This is a genomic window from Kothea flammea (genome assembly GCF_052161645.1).
In the GTDB taxonomy this organism is placed as follows: domain Bacteria; phylum Planctomycetota; class Planctomycetia; order Pirellulales; family Pirellulaceae; genus Laterigemmans.
In genome coordinates this window covers 679071-697503 of record NZ_CP197414.1, presented here as the reverse complement: position 1 = coordinate 697503, position 18433 = coordinate 679071, and the positions used below count along the sequence as shown (strand labels likewise).

Below are 18433 nucleotides of genomic sequence, written 5' to 3'. Positions count from 1 at the left end.
AGGTGAGCCGATGCCCAAATGAACGAGCAGCCCAAATGAACGAGTAGGGCACTGGGGCAAAAAGAGCATAGCCAACCCGCGATGAATGTCCAGACACACCGGCCCGCCAGAGGTATTTCGCCTCGGCGGTGGCCAGGTCTAGCGACCGGCTCGCGTCGGCCATGCGGACACAAGCATTGTCACACGTGGCTCGCTGCCGCAGACTTTACGAGGCATGTTGAAGAATGCACGCCCAAGCTGCTGGAATAAGAGTCCAGCGGAGCTCAACCTAGAAAGCTGAGCCAAGCTGCTATGTGATGGAAGCTGGCTTTCGCGAGCGACGTCTCCAGCGGCAGGCACCAGTCACGGTGGCGACAGCAAGAAACGCTAACGACGAGGGTTCTGGCACTGCAGAGAGCAAGCGACGGTTGGCACTCCAGCCGATAACGTCATTCGTACCCGCAATATAAACAGCCAACCGATCGTTGTCTCCGAAAAATTCGTCGGCAATCATATTACCTTTGGAGGGGGGAAGACCATCAAATGTCCCCACAAAGCTAAACGGATCGCGAACTTCGAGGTCCACTCCCAAATCGTCCAGCCTGACGCCGTAGTTCACCACCGTGTAACGTACCTCAGCAAAACTAAGACTCGACGGGTCTCCCGATGGAAAACCGGGATCGGTGTCATCCTGCTGAACATTAGTCAACAGCATGGTCATCGGATCAAATTCAGGGCCGCCCGTGGTCAACGTAAAGTTACCCAAAGCCGCGTTAAAGCCGGTTCCGGTGAAACGCCCATTGATCAGTTGAATCTCAGTTCCGACTTGGGCCAAGCGATCGAACGTATTGAAACCGATCCCCTCGACATCGGCGATGTAAATCTCGTCATCTGTTGGATTGAAGGCGGTATTCGGAGCCAAAATCAAATCTTGGATCGGACGCACTCTCTATCGAGTTTCGCCAGCTCCAATCAATTCGGCCTGTGATTCAGAAGCGAGTAAAAGCAGCATCATGCCCACCACGCCGCGCGCACCCCATGCTGCCTGCCAACCAAAGCTGTTTGTCATGTTCTATAAACCAGTTTGCAAATGTCGCTTCATTGCGCTGACGAAACACTCCGCCATGCATCCATTTAAGCCAAGCGTTGAAAAGAGGGTGCGAATTTGCAAAAATATTTTTTTTCTTTGGAAAATCGCTGGCTGGCAATCAAAAGGAACTCGCGGCTCGTCTGCATCGGTGTCGCAGAAGAGCGTGAAATCAAGCCGGTTCGGTCCCTGCTGAGTCGGCTGAACTGGCTGCGTTTACAGAGCTGGCAAGGCGTCCGGCCATCAAGTCGGCTAGCGGCCTGGTGGCATCGAGCCGCTGCAGCACAAGCTTAATTCCAGCCGTGATTGGTGTTGCCAAAAACATCCCAATCGTGCCCCACATGATTCCCCAAAACATCAGCGCCAAGAGAATCGTGACGGGATGCAGATCCGAGGAATCACCCATCAGCTTCGGCTCAATCACGTTACCGCTGATTAACTGTATGGCACTGGCGGTAACCATCACGGCAGCCATCCAACCAAGACCGGCCTGCGGATGCAGCACGACTAAGGGCAGGGGCAGAATCGTGGCTAACAATGGCCCCACGTTGGGAATGAAGTTCAGCAAGAAGGCCAACACACCAAACGTTAACGCCATCGGCACGCCGAACAACCACAGCGTCATACCGAAAGCGAAACCGGTCACCAAAGAGATGCCGGTCTTCAAAGACAAATAAGATCGCACCTGAAAATCGATCTGGTTCAACGTCGCGTTGGACGATTTATCAGGCGAACCGATTAACAGAAAAAATACATAAATCAGCACAATCACGCTGCTCGAAAACAATCCCAGCAACGCTTGAGAGATGACCGAAATTCCATCCCGCAAAATCGAATCCAGGAAACGTCCCGCCCGTGATTTGCCAATCGCGCCCCCCAGTCCCGACGCCGGAGGTAGTACTGGCGGCGGAGCCACTCCAGCAAGCGACCCCCGTGCCGTCGTCTCACCGCTTGTTTCAGCCTCGGCAAGCTCAGACGGCTCCGCTGCCAAGCCAGCCGGATCGGGATCCGCGGGTTGCTCCGCAGTCAAATCGAGCGGAGCTTTCAAATCTGGTTGGTCTTTCGCTGGACTACTGCCGTCGATCAACAGGCCCTTGTTCAAAAAAGTCGCCGCCCATTGGTCAGGGAAGGAATCTTCCACTTTTTGAACGATTTCGAGCACACGTTGACGGTATGCATCCGCGTTTTGAGACAAATCGATCACCGAAGCCCACAACGCAAGTCCGAACAGCACCAACATAAACATGCCGGTCAGAAAAGTGATCCCCGCGGCGATCACGCGGTTCACACCGAGCGACTGCTCGAGCGTGATCAGAATCGGCCGCAACCCACTAACCACAAACCAGGCGACGACCAGGGGCACCAGCACGGGGCGCAGCCAATAGACCAAGTAGATAATTGCCGCAGCCGCCAACACCATCAGGCAAACCGTCTGAATTTTCTGGTGAGGCTGAGGATTGGTGGAGCCAACAACGCTCATGAGTTACGGTCCTTTTGTTCAGGTGAAAATATCGGAGCGATCGCGATAATGGGTGTAACCGCAGCGGATTGCCCGGTTAGTTATTTGTTTCCGCGTTTGTGAGCCCCCGTGATCCTCGGACGCTTGACTATTCTAGGGCCTCGCTCGCCACATGTTTGACGTGCCGCGACTGTTCATCGAATAAGTCCACTTTCTCGCTATTTGCTTATTTGTTTCGGCTCTCACCCGACTTGCGTATGCCACTTTATTGGTTCCTGTTGGTAATCTCGGCCCTCGCCAGTGATTCGCTGCCGGCCCGAGATGTCCCCGTGCTGCGAGCCGTCATGGCCAGCTTGGGAGTCTTCGTGGGCTGGGCGTTGCTGGCCCGCTTGGCAGCCCGCTCGGCATCGCGACAAGTGCTGTCCGGGGATGTCGGCTACGGAGCGGCGGCGGTCGCGTTTGGCGTGCAGATGGACCTCATGCGTTGGTTGGGGTTGGCGATCAGCACGCTAATGTTAGTCGGATTTGGGCTGGCTGGATTGTTAGACCAGCTGCCGTTGATCGACCAATCGGTCGCGCTGCGTTCCTTGCTACTGTTGTCACCCGCTCTGTTGGCTACCGCCTGGTCGTGGTTTTGTGAATTGCGATTTGATGCAGCGACACATCCACGCCAGATCGACACGCGTTGGCTGCAGTACCTGATCAACATGTTTCGCATGCAGGCGGCGTGGCTGGTGGTCCCGGTGTTGGTGCTGTTGACTTTAGTTGACATTTGTCAGTTCGCTTTAGGGATTGATCCAGCCAGCGGTGCGATGGTCGGCGGGCTGTGCGCACTGATTGCTCTGCCTCTGCTGTTGCCGATGATCTTGGGCAAAATTTGGAAACTCCATCCGATCGAAGATCCTCGCTTGGCCGATTGGTGTCAGCAATTGCTGACCGCCACGAGAGTTCGCGGCCTGAAGATCTTGCGTTGGGAGACAGGTGGATCGTTTTGCACGGCCATGGTGGCTGGCTTCCTACCAGGCTTTCGCCGGCTGTTACTCTCTGACGCTTTACTGTGGCGACTGACCCCAGCCCAGACGGCCATGGTGGTGCTGCACGAGTTGGCTCACGTGCGGCGTTTCCATTTACCTCTCCGGCTGTTTGTACTCTTGCCGGTATGGTTGGTCGCTTCCGGGATCACGATGTTGTTTGAGCACTTTGCCTATGCGGATATGATTGGGATCGCCGCCGGGTTAGCGATGTCGTTGGTTACGTTGCGGTGGGTAGCTTACCGCACCGAGTTGGATGCGGACGCGGTAGCGGTAAAACTAGCGGTTGCCATCAGCGGGAAAGTGCCCGGCGTACCCGCCACGGCAGTCGACGCGGGCGAGACCTTAGCACAGGCCCTCTTAGCCGTGACAGCCGATCAACCGGCGGCTCGCAAAGCCACTTGGCTGCACCCCAGCATTGACGACCGCTGCCGGGCGCTGCGGCGCTGTGCCCCAGACATACCTGCGGAACCTTCGCTCGCTGGCGAGAACCAGAACTGGGGCACGGACATCGCCCCGGCGGTAACCGCTATTAATCAAGCGCAGCGGATAACCGGCAAGCCCGGCACATATCTACCACTGCATGTGGACGAAACCGAAAAGTTTCAATAATCGACTGCTGCGGCTGACGGCTTGGGTTCGAGTGAACATTAAGAGGGGCTTTGTCGCCGACGGGCGAAGAGTCCCGTTCCCTCCCCCAGCGACTTTCCTCCCGGTCGAGTTCCATGATTGACAACAGCGAAGTCATGCGACGCGTCGATACAGCACTCCGCGCGCATCCTCATTTACGATCTTCTTTGATTGCCTCCCGCCACGCCGACGACTGCGTGATTTTGGAAGGGGCGGTCGATAGTTTCTTCCTAAAGCAGATGGCGCAGGAAGCGGTCCGCGAGGTAGCCGGCCTGGCTCGCATTGACAATCAATTGCGAGTTCGCACCAACGCCCCTGCACAGCACCAACAGAGTGCGACATACTAGCGGTTTTCACACGCTGGGTTGGAATCCCCAGCATCACCGCTCAGGAGCATCCATAGCATGTCACGCAACGGCGCCATTACCTTCAAGGGCAATCCCATGACTCTCGTGGGAGAAGCACTCCAGGTCGGTCAACCGGCCCCCGATTTCACCTTGATCTACGCGGACAACGGTCTGCAAAAGTTGACCCTTGGCGATTTAAAGGGCAAGCCTTCGATCTTGTCGGTGGTCCCCAGCTTGGACACGCCCACCTGTGCGACTCAAACCAGGATCTTCAATCAAACGCTCAGCGAGATGGATGACCAGATCAACGCGGTCACCGTCAGCCGCGACCTGCCCTTCGCACAGGCCCGTTTCTGCGGCGCCGAAGGGATCACCAACATGCGAACCGCGAGCGACTATCAAGACCATCGCTTTGGTGAAGACTATGGGCTCACGATTGACGAGCTGAAATTGTTGTCCCGCGCGGTCATCGTGCTCGACGCTGACGGCAAGGTCGCTTACTACCAGCAGGTCCCCGAAGTTGCCGAGGAACCTAACTACGACGAAGCGATTGCCGCCCTGCAAGAGCTGCTCTAAGTCTTTTCAGCGAGTTTGCCGAGCTGTTCACGCATGTTCTCGGCGGCGGCTTCCAAGGCGGCAGGCAATTTCTCAGGTTGCTTGCCGCCAGCTTGCGCCAAATCGGGGCGACCACCTCCGCCACCACCGACGAGACTGGCAGCCGCTCCGACCCAATCGCCAGCTTTGATACCCGATTGCACCAGCGTTTTGCTGAGCCCGGCCACCAACGTCACCTTGTCGTCGCCACTGGGAGTTGCCAACAGCACGGCTACCGGTTGATCACTCTTTTTCCGCAGCTGGTCAATCCACTGTCGCAGCAAGTTGGCATTCGCTCCAGCGACGCTGCGAACGATCAGCAGAGCTGGCCCGACAGCTTCGGCCTCGGCCAGCATCTCGCTGGCCGTCAGTTCGCCGCCAGCGGTTAATTGCGATAACTGTTCTTGCAGCGAAACAGAATCTTGTTGAAGTGATTCGATCCGCGGCACGATATCGCTGGGGGCAACATTGAGCAGCCGCGCGGCATCTCGCACAAGTCGACGTTTATCGATGTAGCTGAGCTCGCCCGGTTGACTGGCCGCGGTCGATTTGGCCTTCGCTTCCTCGGCCGCCGCTTGGCCACCGGTGGCGAGCGCTTTCTTGGCTCGCCTGACCGACTCCATCAAGCTCTTTACCCCTTCAACCACGGCCGCCGAAGGCACATCCAAGGACGCAGCGGCTTGACTGAGCGTGGCTTCAATTTCCTGCCGATGCTCTTCGGCACGACGCCCTGTCAGCGCTACGATACGCCGCGTGTTGCTGGAAACACTTTCCTCAGCGACCACTTCGAATTGACCGATGTCGCCCGTGGCATCGAGGTGGGTGCCGCCGCACAACTCGCGGCTGAACTGGCCCATCGAAACCATCCGCACGGGATCGGGATATTTTTCCCCGAACAGCATCATCGCCCCGGCGACCCGCGCATCAGCCAGGGAAACGTTTTGCCAGTTGATTGGTTCGTTTGCTTCGATCTGCTTGATCACGTCAGCCTGGATGGCCGCCACGGTCGCTTCGTCGAGAGATTCTTGATTCGTAAAGTCAAATCGAAAAGCATCCGCTTCGACTTTGCTACCCTGTTGTTGGGCGTGGCGACCGACATGCAACTGCAAAGCGTAATGGAGAATATGCGTTGCCGAGTGGGCGCGGCGAATGGCATCGCGGCGCTGGCAATCGACACTCGCTGTGACGTCGGCCCCTTCATGCATCTTGCCGCTGATCATGCGACCAAAGTGGACGATCAAGCCGGCGTGTTTTTGCACATCGAGTACTTTGAAGACAAAGCCTTCGCCCTCGATTTGACCATGATCGGCAACTTGACCGCCGCTCTCGGCATAGAACGGTGTTTTATCGAGCACGACTCGCAGCAGTTGATCGGAACCGCCCGCTTCGATGTGGCCAATTAACCGCTCGTCGTCTTCCGATTGACCGGTGATGATCCCTTTGATCGTAGCCTCAGCCGAAGTCGCTTCGTAACCGACAAAGGCGGTCTCGCGGAGTGCTTCTTTGAGAGTTTCCAGCGGCCCGGTCTGGAATAACTCACGTTGCCCAGCGCCGCTATCAACGGCGTGTCGCTCCATCGCTTCGTTAAAACCATCCCAGTCAAAGGTGAGGTTGTGTTCTGCTGCCATCGTCCGCAGCAGTTCGGGTGGAACGCCGTTAGTCTTGTAGAGATCGGCCGCTTCATGGCCGTCGACCATTACTCGCGACTCGGACTGCATTTTGGAAAACATGTGATCGATCCGGGAGAGGGCCGAATCCAAGGTGCCAAAAAAGGCTTCTTCCTCTTTGCGAATCACGCTGGCGACGCGTTCGGTTGTTTCGCCGAGCTCCGGGTAAGCGCTCCGCATGGCGTCAACCACGGCTGGCACGATTTGGTAGAGGAAGGGATCACGGAGGCCCATTTGATGACCGTCGAGGACGGCTCGGCGGAGCAACCGACGGATCACATATTTGGCTTTGTCGGGACCTGGATACACATTTTCATGGACGGCAAAGGTGCCAGCCCGAACGTGATCGGTGATGCGTCGCAGGCGGCGTCCGTTGTCGCTGGCGTAGTCGTATTTCACACCCACCACATCGGCAGCCGCTTGCACGATCGGCATTAGGATGTCGATGTGAAAATTCGTCGGCACGCCTTGCAGCACGCTGGCCGTACGCTCCAGCCCCATGCCGGTATCGATGTTCTTTTTCGGCAGTGGCCGCAAATTATCGGGCGGCTCACCGACGCGATTAAATTGTGTGAAAACTAAGTTCCAAATTTCGACACTTTTGCCGTCATCGCACTGATAATAGATTTCGCTGCAGGGACCACAAACACCATCGGGACCTTGGCTGGGCGCGCTGGCTGGCCAGAAGTTTTCATCCTCCTCCATGCGAGCGATCCGCGAGGAGGGAATTTTTATTTCATCGTGCCAAATATTGTAGGCTTCGTCGTCGTCGAGATAGACAGTCACGCTTAGGCGAGCGGGATCGATCCCCAACCATTTTTTCTCCGTGAGAAATTCCCAGGCCCAGTGGATGGCTTCGCGTTTGAAGTAGTCACCGAAGCTGAAATTCCCCAGCATTTCGAAGAACGTGTGGTGGTACGCGGTGCGGCCGACGTTCTCGATATCTCCGGTACGCAAGCATTTTTGGCAAGTCGTCGCCCGCGTAAAATCAAGTTTGACTTTACCCAAGAAATGGTCCTTGAACTGATTCATTCCGGCGGGAGTGAACAGCACGGAGGGATCCCAAGTCGGCACCAGCACGTCACTGGCCTGACGGGTGCAGCCCTTCGAAGTAAAGAACTGGAGATATTTTTCGCGGAGTTCGTCCGTCTTCATCGCAATCGAATTCGGTAAGTGGATTCAAGGCAGGATTAAGTGGAAATCGCGCCACCCCTATCGATAATAACGCCTAAGGGTGGTTTTCAGTAAGAGCCTAGCAACGTGGAATAGGCTTCCAGCCTGTAAAAGCAAGTGGAATAGGCTTCCAGCCTGTAAAAGCCCTGCCCTAATCCCTATCAATCCTGTTCAGCGGGTGTGTTCCCTGCCGCTGGGGGAGGAACTTTTATTTGTTCCATTGCTCCGAAGCGACCGGCGAGCGTTAATTCAACGACACCCTTTTCGTTTTCGACTGCTTGATAAAAGTCATCGGGACGCTGGACGAGTTGACCGGCAGCTCGCAAGATCATGTTGCCTGGCCTGGCCCCGGCCCGCCAGGCTGGTGAATCGGGATCAACGCGCACCACAGCGGCGTCACCGCGGCGAGCGACGTTGGTTTGCATCAGTCGATCGGGAGGCAGCGCGCTGGCAAAATCGACTGACATCCCTCGCCAGCTTGGCTCTTCGACTTGGCTAAACCCTGGGCGGGAGAGCGCCAAGCGTTTTTTACCCAGCCGCACGGTGATTTCGCGTGGTGCGGGATTGCTACTGGCGCGGACCCACATGCTGACCGTGGCATCTGCTGGCCGGCGACTCATTTCACGGAACAGGTCTTCGGCGTTGGCGATTTGGACTTGATCGACCCGCACAATCACGTCGCCGGCGCGGAGGCCAGCATTTTCGGCTGCCATACCGGGAACAACCCGCCTCACGATTGCTCCGCCGCCACCTGGGACGCTGATTGGTTCGACACCGAGAAACCCGAACGTGGGCGAGCGGCCTGCTTGCAACTGTGCGATCGTGGCGAGCGTGGGCTGATCGATGGGGATCGCGTAGCCGGCCCCCTGTTCGTAGCCGCTGACAGCCGCCAGCGAAGTGGTCAGCCCCACCATTTCGCCCCGCAAATTTATCAACGCGCCGCCACTGCTGCCGACGTTCAAGCGGGCATCGGTTTGGATCAACGTCCCAAACTCGGGAAGTGACTCGGGGGGGCTCAGTTCGCTGAGACTTTCGCGGCTGGGCGGAGCACGCCGTTGCAAGTTAGCCACGATCCCCCAGCTGGCACTGGCTTGGCCATCGCGAGCAGTCGCGTAAGGATTTCCGAGTGATACCACAAAGCTGCCGCGGCGGAGCTGAGCGGCATCACCCATCGGCATCGCAGGCAAATTCTCCGCTTCGATCCGGATCACCGCCAAATCGGTCCAGGGATCACCCGCGCGAACTTCCGCCGTGGTCCGCGCCACCTCGGCCGCTTGCCCCACCTGGCCGCCCTGATACCAGACGTAGTAGTCGTTTTGCTGGGGGTCATCAATGACGTGGTAGCAAGTCAAAATGTCACCATCCTCGCTGATGATCACCCCGGAACCGAACTCGGTCGGCACGACGTCGCCTTGCCATAAACCGCCACCACGGGGGTCAAAACCTGGCAAATTAAACGCTTGAGCGGCGGCCGACTGACTGCCGCGGCGGACGCGAGCGATCGCCACGACGCTTGGCGCGGCCTTGGCAATTGCCCCCTCGACGGTCTGCTGAGCGGCCAACATCAAGGCACTGGCCGCAGCGTCAGGCTTTGCAGCGTCTAAATTTGCAGCGGCGGGCGCCTCGGCAGCCTGCTCGGTCGCGCTGATTCCTTGAGCTCCGGCGACCTTCGGCAACATCGCGACCGCGACGCAGATCCCTGAAAAGCAAACCACTGGAAGGCAAACCACTGGAAGGCAAACCACTGGAAGCCAGCGAATCACCGGGAATAAACGCATCTGGATAACCTTTTGGATGAACAGGAACCCGCACCGTGTGCCGCGCCCCATCATAACCGAAACCGGTAATTCCGGCTTTCCCGGTTCGTCCACTTCTTTTTGTTGAACCGGTTATTCGGAACCTGCCGATGGATGGGTTATCGCGATTCGTCTCGTTGTCCGTTCCGCGGATTGATGCCATCGCGATTACCAATAAAACATTTGACCGGGGGGAAACCGCACATGTTTCGTCGATTACTGAGCGCCGCGCTGTTAGCGGTCATGATCGTTGGTTTTGCAACCAGCGCCAAAGCTGACCAGCGTGCCTACGGGCAATCGTGGGGCGGCACCGATAATCGCGACTGGAATCGCTTTTATCACTATCCCTACGTGTATTACCCGCAAAACTTTTGGGGTCAAGAGTATTATCGCAGCAGCGATAGCATGTACCACCGCTATCCAACCGAAATGCGGATTCCTGTGTACAACAAAAAGTGGCACAACTATTATCCATCCAGCCGCCGCTTTCACTATGGCCACCATTTCCAGCTGGACGTCTTTTAGGCCGCAGCTGACCATGGGACTTTGATGTCCGAATCTGAACCAATCTTTGAACCGGCAGGGTCATCTGCCGGTGCCGCTGAGTCGCAACAGAGCAAAAGCGGTACCGAATTTCGAAAGCGAGCAACGAGCGTAAGGCCATTGGCCAAACTTTTCGCCTCTCCGGTTCCGATTTGGGCGATTGCCGCTGACGGTTCGTTAGCATTTCTATCAGCTTCTTGCGGCCAGTGGTTGGGCGTCGCTCCACGTTCGCTGCTAGGCCGCTCCACGCGGGTGCAATCTCAGCACCCGCTCGATGCCTTAGCCCGCGCTCTGGGCCCACCTACCCAGGCACCCCGATCCATGTTGATCGCTGAGGTGCACCCCCCGGCGGCAGACCCGCAGTTCCAACGTCCCCAGCCGCGACAAGTCACTTTTCTGCCAATCTTCGCGGCAACCGATGATTTTGCGTCGACCAATGATGCCAACCCCGTGGAAGCTCGCTCCACGGCCGTGTTGGCGATTGGCCACGACTTGGCCGCTAAGGAGCTCTTTCGCTCCCCGCAGGCAACCGAGCTGATCAATTTACTCAGCAAACAGTTGGCCGAGGACCCGCGACGGGAGCACGCCTCGATGGTGCTCGGCACATCCGTGTGGGCGAGACGACTGCGGTTACAAATTGCAGCGGCCGCCGAAACCTCCAGCCACGTGCTGCTCTGCGGACATGCTGGCAGCGGGACCGAAGCGATCGCCAATTTAATCGAGCTCAAGTCGAGCGTTGTCCCCAGGACCGAATTGATACGAGTCGCCGGCCCGCTGATGGACGCCGAGTTGTTCGACGCCACGACGGGCGGAATCGTGGCCCGGCTGCTCAATGCTGAGTCCACAGCAGCGGCCCCACTCTCGGCAGCCCTACTCATTGAACAGATCGAGCAGATGCCGGCCGACGCGCAGGGCCGGCTTGAGCTGTTAATCCACAACCATCCCCAACGGCTCCGCGTGTTCGCCACCAGCAGCCTGCCGATCAACGGTTTAGTCGGCCATCTGCTACCCAACTTAGCAGCCGAACTGACCGCCCTCAGCATCACCGTCCCATCGCTGAACCTCCGCGGCGAGGACATTCCGCTGATCGCCACCAACTTGCTGCAACGCCGTCAGCAAGCGGGAGAGACAGCCGCCAGTCAGTTGGGTCGCGACGCGCTCGATCGTTTGGTTCTGTATCCTTGGCCCGACGACTTTCGCGAGCTGGACGGGGCCATTCGCGGAGCGGCTCGCCAGTGCCGCGGTGGCACGATTCGCGTGGAGCACTTGCCGCTGGCAATCCGCACCTTTGGCAGTCCGACAGCGGCGCAGAGCGAATCCGGCTCGCCCGCCCCGCGGGTCTTGCCCTTGGTCGCTGCACTGGAAACGGCCGAGCGAGAATTTATCTTGCGGGCCTTAGAAAAAACCGCCGGGAACCGAGCTGCCGCGGCCAGGCTGTTAGAAATCAGCCGTCAACGGTTGCTTCGCCGCATTGAACAGCTGGGGATCACGTGGCCACCCAGCTAACCGGCACGCCGCTGCTGATCTACGAAGCGGGCGATCGCTGGCGGCGGACGATCGACGCGTGGCTGCGGGACGACACGTTCCTCGTGCGTTCCGCCACGGTGGGTGAAATCCGCGCCTTGGCGAGTCAAGTCCGCCCGCTGGTCATATTCTGGGAGCTACCAACGGGGAAGCCACCTGGGAAGCCCCAGCGAGAACTCTCGGAAGTCGTGCGGTCGATTCGCTTGCTGGCCCGCCAAGCGACCGCCCCGCTGCAATTTCTGGCTTTTCCCGCTGAGTTGCCAGCGACGGCCGAGCAGCAGTTGGAGCTGGAAATTTTAGGCCGCCAATTGGGCGCCGCCTTTGTCCTCACGGCCCCCGAACAGATGGGGGTTGGCTGGCGACTGGTGCGGCGTTATCAAGCATCGCAAGTTGGCAAACCAAGCTGACTCGGCTGGCTGCACACTTGGATTCTCAAGCAGATTCGCCTACTGTGAAGCGGAGGTAATTTTGCCTCCAACTGATCACTTCACCGCGTAATCACGAGCTTGCTGGATGTCCGCCCTCACTGTTGAATCACTTCGCCAATGCCTGGCCGCCATTCGCGATCCGGAAACGGGTCGACCGCTACCGCAAGTGGATGGGTTGGGGACGCTGGAAGTCAACGACAACCAAGCGGCCATCACGCTGCGGCTCTCCACGCACTCCTTGCCGATCGCGGCGGACCTGCAGCAGCGCACGATCGATCACGTGGCCGCCAACTTTCCCGGCACGCAGACAACGGTCACGATTGAGCCAGTCACGCGAACGGTGCCGCGGTTGGGCCAAGTCGGACTGAGGGCACGCAGCGTGATCTTGGTGGGCTCCGGCAAAGGGGGCGTTGGCAAGAGCACCGTGGCCGCCTCGATCGCCGTGGTGCTGCGACGATTCGGAGCTCGCGTGGGCTTGATGGATGCTGACGTCTACGGCCCCAGCATTCCGCATCTGCTGGGGCTCGAAGGCCGCCCCGCAGTCTCGGCTGAGAAACGCATTCAACCCATTCGCTTGGGCAACATGCCGGTCATGTCGATGGGTTTCTTAGTCGAGCCCGACCAGGCGGTGATTTGGCGAGGCCCGATGCTGCACGGTTCGATCACTCAGTTCCTTCGCGATACCGATTGGGGTGAACTCGATTACTTGATCATCGATATGCCACCGGGCACCGGCGACGTCGCTTTGACACTCTCCCAAGCTGTGCCAATTGCGGGCGCCGTGGTCGTCTGCACGCCTCAAGAAGTCGCCTTGCTGGACGCAGTCAAAGCGATCAGCATGTTCCGCAAAGTCGACATTCCACTGGCGGGAATGGTGGAAAACATGAGCGGCTTTGTTTGCCCTGATTGTCACAAACAGTACGACATTTTTGGCGCGGGAGGAGCTCGCCAGCGCGCCGAAGAAATGCAAGTTCCCTTCCTGGGAGGTCTGCCGATCAACATTCGTTTACGCGAAGCGGGAGATGCCGGCAAACTGGCTGAAGCGATGGAGAACGACGCCGACCGAGCTCCCTTCGAAGCAATCACGCGGAACTTGGTCAGCCATTTGGCAATGCGGTCGGCGTCAAGCAAACCAACGGCTCAATTGCCCACCTTGTAAGTGCCTGCTTTCAGGGAGCGAAACAAGACAATTAAAAAACACCGCTTCGGAGCCGTGGCTGGCGAAGCGGTGTTTTCAACTCGCAGAAATCTGCGTCAATCTTGGCGACCAAAGGCCGCGCGAGACACTCGGCACTACGCCTTCTTGCGAGTAGCCTTCTTCTTGGCTGACTTCTTTGCGACCTTTTTGGTTGCAGCTTTTTTCTTGGCAGCCTTCTTCGTTGCAGCCTTCTTCGTTGCAGCCTTCTTTGTCGCGGTCTTCTTCACGGCGGCCTTCTTAACCGACGCTTTTTTCTTGGCACTCTTCTTCGAGGACGCCTTCTTAGCCGTCTTCTTTGGAGCCGCCTTCTTTACAGACTTCTTTACAGCCTTTTTCGAAGCCGCTTTCTTAGCGGTCTTCTTAGGTGCAGCTTTCTTTTTGGCCACGTTTTCCTCCGCGCTCGAGAGTGTTCGACGGTCGTTGTGCGTTGGATCAGAAGGTCACCAACAACACCGGCCACGCCCGTCAGAATCAGTCAGATTACCGTCACCAAACCAGCACTCTTCGTGAGCAATTTGGGATTGACGACTGCAATCAACTACATACTGGTGCGTAACTGTACGAAATGCTGTCAATTTCGCAACATGTTTTCCACCAAAACTTGCCCTAGAAAGAAACTTTTTTTGAATTTGCTAGCGGACTTCAACGCCAATTGCCCGAAGCGTTCATCATTTGGTAGTTCGTAACGGCCAAAGAAGCGAACAACAGAGCGGCAAAGATCTGTTCGCGTGAGTAAAACCAGACCGCAATCACGATCGCAGTCACCAAGCTAATCGCTGCCGCATTGGCTAGCCCGCCGCCCAATTTATAAACGATTTCACGAGTAATTTGCCCGCCATCAAGTGGCCACACGGGCAACAAATTCAGAATCGCCCACCAGATGTTGACGAACAACAAAAAGTCGACCGCGGCAAACAACCCGGCATCGCGGATGACCTCGCCTCCATGGATCCCGGGTACCCATTCCAAAAACGATGGCACAAAAGAAATTACTCTGCCGCCAAACTGAAAATCGTCCGGCGGCCCGCCCGCCAAATCATATCCAACGCCGCGAACAACCACGATCACCAGCAACGCCAAGATCAACTGCGCGGCCGGCCCGGCAGCCGAGATGAATATTTGCTCATTCGAACTCAACTGACTGCTGCTCCGCCGCAGGCCACCGCCAGCCCCGAAACCGCCCGCTACAAAACGACTCGACGGCACGGCGAGTCCACCAAAATGATACAGCACCACAGAAGCCTGCAGCCCGCACATGCGAAACGCCACAGCATGCCCCAGCTCGTGCACCAGGATCGAAAGAAACATGATCGCGCACCACATCACTAACCACGGCAGCACGCCCGAACTGACTTCAAAAAACAACGTGTCGACAAACAACGCGCCGTTGTAGCCGAAGATCAATCCCGCCAACCAAAAGGTCCATGTCACGCGAATCGGAAAGCCAAACAGGTTAAATCGCAGATCGTAGGCCGATTCCGGCGGTTCACTCAACAACATCTCGCGTCCTCAACGGTGAAAAGGGCGTTCACTGCGGACAGGAACAACCAGTGTCTCTAAAAAATAACGGCGACTTCGCCATCGCGAAGCCGCCGTCGGAAAAAAATGGGTTGCAAAATCAAGCAACGAGACTTACTCAGTCTTCCTTCTTGACCTTGTCGAAGCCTTTCTTGAAAGCATCGGCGCCGAAAACCAACTTCAACTGGTCGTCGCCTTCTGCCTTGGCAACTTTACCTTGGCAATTGCCACAGCAAAAACCAACTTCCACGCCGCCAACCTTAACCATCTTGTCCGGGTTCACGTCGCCACCGCTCAGTGGGCAAGCCTTTTGCTTGTACTGCTTGGTGGAAACCAATTGGTGGTTGGCACGCAATGCAAATTTGTCTTTGTCCTTGTCAAACTTGCCTTTGCAACCATCGCAGCAAAAATAAACTTTACCGTCTTTGTACTCGGAAGATTTTTCCGGATTTGCACCCTTGTTGGGAGCCATCACGCACTTAATGTCTTCCCATTTGATGTCGGCCTTCTCGGCGGCCCACACAGTCGCCGTGGTCAACAACCCACAAACCGCCAAGGCGGCCAAAGTTCGCTTCATCATTCGATTTCACCTAATTGTAGAGAGAGTGAAGGGGAACGTAGTAATTCGCAAAGTATAACAGCGCGGACCGTCGCAATGTCCAGGCCGACCTGTTCACGCCATTGACTGTACTCCGACGCACAGCCCCGCGTCAATTTTTTCCAACTCGGGCCTTTTTCCGAGCTGTGCTTCAAGCTTGATGCTGGGCTTTCCGCTGAGTTAGCTGGCTTGCTGGCTAAGTTTCTCTACCTAGTGTTCGCAATAACAGCTCCAGATAGCTTCTCCGCTCCGCATCCCGCAAACCCAAATCGTCGGCCAACCGGCTGATCACGTCAACCATCGCGGCACGCTCGCTGTCCAGCTCAATCAGCACCTCTAATTCAGCGTACCAACCGAGATTGTCCACTTGATCAATGGCCACCGTCACTTGCCGGCCGCCAAACGGGACCTGCAATACCTCTCGACGCTTGACAACACGAGCCACTTCGCTGAATCCCAAAGCAACGAACAGAGCTTGCATCGACTCGCCGCGCGGATCACTCGGCCCCAGCGGCCACTCCAACTCGCGGCGAACTTTGACGCCCGCATTGACTGCCAACTGCCCCTCTGGCCCGCCCTGCCCCTCTGGCCCGCCCTGCTTCGGTGTTTGCGACAACCGCTCGGCAAGCTCCCGCGGCCCTTTGTAAGTCACCAGCGGTTGACCATTCAAAAAGCGAATCCGCAACGCCTCGTCGGTTTCGCGAAAATCACGACAAGGATGGCGAAAATAGATATCCTCATGAGCCTCAGGCGATGCCTCCACCGTGGCTCCCAAGGCATCCAGACGCTCTCGCAACAGAACATGATCTGCAACGGCAAACTTTAGTTCGATTTCTTTCATGAATCCACTTTGCGAATTGGCAAACGTGCAAGCAGGCCCTTTCAAGCAGGCAGCCTGCGGCTTCATCGATCCTCAGCAACTGCCGTGGGCGATTTCAATGGCACCTTGGCCAACACCATCGGTTGGCCCTCGCTGGTGACCCAAATCGCCCCCTCCTGATCAAAGGCAACCGCCTCAATTTGCTTTAACTTGGGCAAGCCATAATGCTGGGGCTTTGTCAGCAAGGCGGCTTCCCACGACTGGTCGGGCTGGCGAGTAAACACGAACAGGTCGAAGTAGGTAATAAAGGCCAACCGCAATCCATCTTGACTGATGTCCATCGCGGTAATCATGGGCACGGGAAAAGTAGCGATCCGCCCAGCTACTAAATTCGTCTTCGACTGCTCAAGCTTCTCCGCGACGGGAGTCTCCTCAGCCACGCTCGACGCGGGTTGATCCGCAGACAAGCTCCCAAAGAAGTCTGTCGGTAAATCAACGCTGTAAACGCCAGCGAAAGGGAGCCGACCTTTACTAACCAAAAAAATTCGCTGCTGGCTGACGTCGATCGCAATCCCTTCGCAATCACGCGGACCATCGGCAAATTGAATCGTCAACCGCTTCGCCCGCACTGACTTTGCATCGCTGCCGGGCTCTGGGAAGAAATACAAATCGATGTTCTCCCGCCGCCGCGCATTGTCCCCCACATCACCGACCACCAACATTGGCTGCCCCCGCCAGCGAAACGCGGCCATGTCCTCCCAGTCCACCGCCTCGGCGCCTAAAACAGTAACCACCTGTACCGCGTCATCAGAGCCCTGGGCAGTGGCACCTTTGGCGATGGCAAAGATGCGCGCTTGATCGCCCGAGTCGTTGTGAGTCCAAAACCAGCCGGGACGCAACCGCGATGCTGCCAAACCACTACTTTCGGTGATCCGCGGATCGGCAATTTGACGCTCCACCGGCGGTTCAGCCCACAACGGCTCAGCCCACAACGGCTCAGCCCACAACGGCTCAGCCCACAACGATGCAACGCCAACCAGCAACGTCAGCATGAACAACAACAGCAACTGCGAGGACTTGCTACACTCCGAACGCACACCAGCCCCCGAGCTGGCCGGCAAGTCGCGGCGCTCGGGCAAGCGACCCTTTGAGACTAAACTTAATTTTCGCATCGTACTGGCGCTCGAATCGTGATGGCTTTCGCGTAGACTGGCGGTCAATTCCGCCCGCTGTGCATTATAAACATATCGCGGAGATCGCTTTCGCTGCTCCTGCAACCCCATTCCGGCACCCCCGCTCGCCCCATAAGCGGTTCTGAAATTTCTACCGGCCCCCAACATTTATGACCGGCCCCCAAAACCACCCACCTCAACCAGCCTCCCCGCGTCGGTCATCACGCCTGCCTTGGCTGATTGCGATCGCGCTGACGATGGCTGCCGCCTCTTACGGAATCCGTCCCACCGCGGAGCTCTCCGGCAGCAGCCCCGCAGTCGGCCAACAAGCTCCCGACATGCAATTGGTGACGCTCGTCGCCCCTGCTCCCCGCCCCACTCAACCACCAAACGCATCCCCAACCAACGCATCCCCACCGAAGCGCGTTTTTGATTCGCAACTGACGCTGATCACGTTCGACCAACCCCAAGTGACGATGATTCATTTCTGGGGCACTTGGTGCGGCCCCTGCCGTGACGAGCTACCCGAGTTGGCTGCCTTGCACCAAGAAATAAAATCACATCCCGGCTTTCGGTTGTTAACTATCACTTGCGCATCGTTCGACGACCCGTCCTTAACAACGCTGGCCAATCGGACATCCCAGTTCTACGATTCGGCTCAGATCGATCTGCCCACCTACGCTGACCCCACAACAACCGCGCGACGCCAATTCGTCAGCCTTATGCAAGGCCAAGGCATGGCTTATCCAACCACGATCTTGGTTGACAGCCAAGGCATCATCCGGGCAACCTGGGTGGGAGTGCCCCCCGGCGGCGTCGAGACCATTCGCAAACGCGTCAACGAACTGCTCGCCGATTGCCCCTAAGCT

General features: G+C 57.4%; 18 protein-coding genes. 8 read left to right on the top strand and 10 right to left on the bottom strand.

Going from position 1 to position 18433, the window contains the following annotated elements; genetic code table 11:
• Nucleotides 1–289: 289 nt before the first annotated feature.
• From SH139x_RS02360 to SH139x_RS02350, 3 genes are read right to left on the bottom strand one after another with little or no spacing between them, the layout of a single operon-like run.
• The gene (locus tag SH139x_RS02360) at nucleotides 290–925 is read right to left on the bottom strand and encodes a PEP-CTERM sorting domain-containing protein (protein ID WP_488353682.1); all 636 of its coding nucleotides are present in this window, start codon (nucleotides 923–925) and stop codon (nucleotides 290–292) included.
• Nucleotides 926–968: 43 nt separating this feature from the next.
• Nucleotides 969–1187: a hypothetical protein gene (locus SH139x_RS02355; protein ID WP_488353681.1), complete on the bottom strand. Its 219-nt coding sequence runs from the start codon at nucleotides 1185–1187 to the stop codon at nucleotides 969–971.
• A 51-nt stretch (nucleotides 1188–1238) separates the two neighbouring features.
• Nucleotides 1239–2546, bottom strand: a complete 1308-nt coding sequence (locus SH139x_RS02350) for an AI-2E family transporter (protein WP_488353680.1) — start codon at nucleotides 2544–2546, stop codon at nucleotides 1239–1241.
• A 236-nt stretch (nucleotides 2547–2782) separates the two neighbouring features.
• Here SH139x_RS02350 and SH139x_RS02345 point away from each other — a divergent pair, with 236 nt between their 5' ends.
• The 3 genes from SH139x_RS02345 (at nucleotide 2783) to tpx (ending at nucleotide 5109) form a co-directional block, all read left to right on the top strand.
• Nucleotides 2783–4168 carry a M48 family metalloprotease gene (locus SH139x_RS02345; protein ID WP_488353679.1) on the top strand — a complete coding sequence of 462 codons (1386 nt, stop codon included), beginning with the start codon at nucleotides 2783–2785 and terminating at the stop codon, nucleotides 4166–4168.
• A 113-nt stretch (nucleotides 4169–4281) separates the two neighbouring features.
• Nucleotides 4282–4533 (top strand): BON domain-containing protein, encoded by a 252-nt coding sequence (locus tag SH139x_RS02340; protein ID WP_488353678.1) that lies wholly within the window; start codon nucleotides 4282–4284, stop codon nucleotides 4531–4533.
• A gap of 57 nt (nucleotides 4534–4590) precedes the next feature.
• Nucleotides 4591–5109, top strand: a complete 519-nt coding sequence (gene tpx, locus SH139x_RS02335) for a thiol peroxidase (RefSeq protein ID WP_488353677.1) — start codon at nucleotides 4591–4593, stop codon at nucleotides 5107–5109.
• Here the strand turns inward: tpx and alaS are convergent.
• Together alaS and SH139x_RS02325 are read right to left on the bottom strand one after the other, a co-directional pair.
• Nucleotides 5106–7949: an alanine--tRNA ligase gene (gene alaS, locus SH139x_RS02330; RefSeq protein ID WP_488353676.1), complete on the bottom strand. Its 2844-nt coding sequence runs from the start codon at nucleotides 7947–7949 to the stop codon at nucleotides 5106–5108. The genes tpx and alaS overlap by 4 nt on opposite strands.
• Before the next feature lie 179 nt (nucleotides 7950–8128).
• Nucleotides 8129–9745: a S1C family serine protease gene (locus SH139x_RS02325; RefSeq protein ID WP_488353675.1), complete on the bottom strand. Its 1617-nt coding sequence runs from the start codon at nucleotides 9743–9745 to the stop codon at nucleotides 8129–8131.
• A 261-nt stretch (nucleotides 9746–10006) separates the two neighbouring features.
• Here SH139x_RS02325 and SH139x_RS02320 point away from each other — a divergent pair, with 261 nt between their 5' ends.
• The 4 genes from SH139x_RS02320 (at nucleotide 10007) to SH139x_RS02305 (ending at nucleotide 13417) form a co-directional block, all read left to right on the top strand.
• Nucleotides 10007–10288: a calmodulin-binding protein gene (locus SH139x_RS02320; protein ID WP_488356145.1), complete on the top strand. Its 282-nt coding sequence runs from the start codon at nucleotides 10007–10009 to the stop codon at nucleotides 10286–10288.
• 24 nt (nucleotides 10289–10312) lie between these two features.
• The gene (locus tag SH139x_RS02315) at nucleotides 10313–11812 is read left to right on the top strand and encodes an AAA-type ATPase lid domain-containing protein (protein ID WP_488353674.1); all 1500 of its coding nucleotides are present in this window, start codon (nucleotides 10313–10315) and stop codon (nucleotides 11810–11812) included.
• Entirely contained in the window at nucleotides 11797–12237 is a 441-nt protein-coding gene (locus tag SH139x_RS02310) for a hypothetical protein (protein WP_488353673.1), read from the top strand. Before SH139x_RS02315 ends, SH139x_RS02310 begins: the two co-directional genes overlap by 16 nt.
• 106 nt (nucleotides 12238–12343) lie before the next feature.
• Nucleotides 12344–13417 carry an Mrp/NBP35 family ATP-binding protein gene (locus SH139x_RS02305; protein ID WP_488353672.1) on the top strand — a complete coding sequence of 358 codons (1074 nt, stop codon included), beginning with the start codon at nucleotides 12344–12346 and terminating at the stop codon, nucleotides 13415–13417.
• A 134-nt stretch (nucleotides 13418–13551) separates the two neighbouring features.
• Here SH139x_RS02305 and SH139x_RS02300 read toward each other — a convergent pair whose 3' ends face one another.
• The 5 genes from SH139x_RS02300 to SH139x_RS02280 all read right to left on the bottom strand — a co-directional run bounded on the left by SH139x_RS02300 (nucleotide 13552) and on the right by SH139x_RS02280 (nucleotide 17564).
• Nucleotides 13552–13842 (bottom strand): hypothetical protein, encoded by a 291-nt coding sequence (locus SH139x_RS02300; RefSeq protein ID WP_488356169.1) that lies wholly within the window; start codon nucleotides 13840–13842, stop codon nucleotides 13552–13554.
• Nucleotides 13843–14098: 256 nt separating this feature from the next.
• Nucleotides 14099–14956, bottom strand: a complete 858-nt coding sequence (locus SH139x_RS02295) for a metalloprotease (protein WP_488353671.1) — start codon at nucleotides 14954–14956, stop codon at nucleotides 14099–14101.
• Between the two features lie 136 nt (nucleotides 14957–15092).
• Nucleotides 15093–15554 carry a hypothetical protein gene (locus SH139x_RS02290; protein ID WP_488353670.1) on the bottom strand — a complete coding sequence of 154 codons (462 nt, stop codon included), beginning with the start codon at nucleotides 15552–15554 and terminating at the stop codon, nucleotides 15093–15095.
• Nucleotides 15555–15768: 214 nt separating this feature from the next.
• The gene (locus tag SH139x_RS02285) at nucleotides 15769–16479 is read right to left on the bottom strand and encodes a class IV adenylate cyclase (RefSeq protein WP_488353669.1); all 711 of its coding nucleotides are present in this window, start codon (nucleotides 16477–16479) and stop codon (nucleotides 15769–15771) included.
• Entirely contained in the window at nucleotides 16476–17564 is a 1089-nt protein-coding gene (locus tag SH139x_RS02280) for a hypothetical protein (protein WP_488353668.1), read from the bottom strand. Before SH139x_RS02280 ends, SH139x_RS02285 begins: the two co-directional genes overlap by 4 nt.
• A gap of 170 nt (nucleotides 17565–17734) precedes the next feature.
• On the opposite strand from SH139x_RS02280, the gene SH139x_RS02275 reads away from it, so the two are divergent.
• Nucleotides 17735–18430, top strand: a complete 696-nt coding sequence (locus SH139x_RS02275) for a TlpA disulfide reductase family protein (RefSeq protein WP_488353667.1) — start codon at nucleotides 17735–17737, stop codon at nucleotides 18428–18430.
• The last annotated feature ends 3 nt before the right edge of the window (nucleotides 18431–18433 follow it).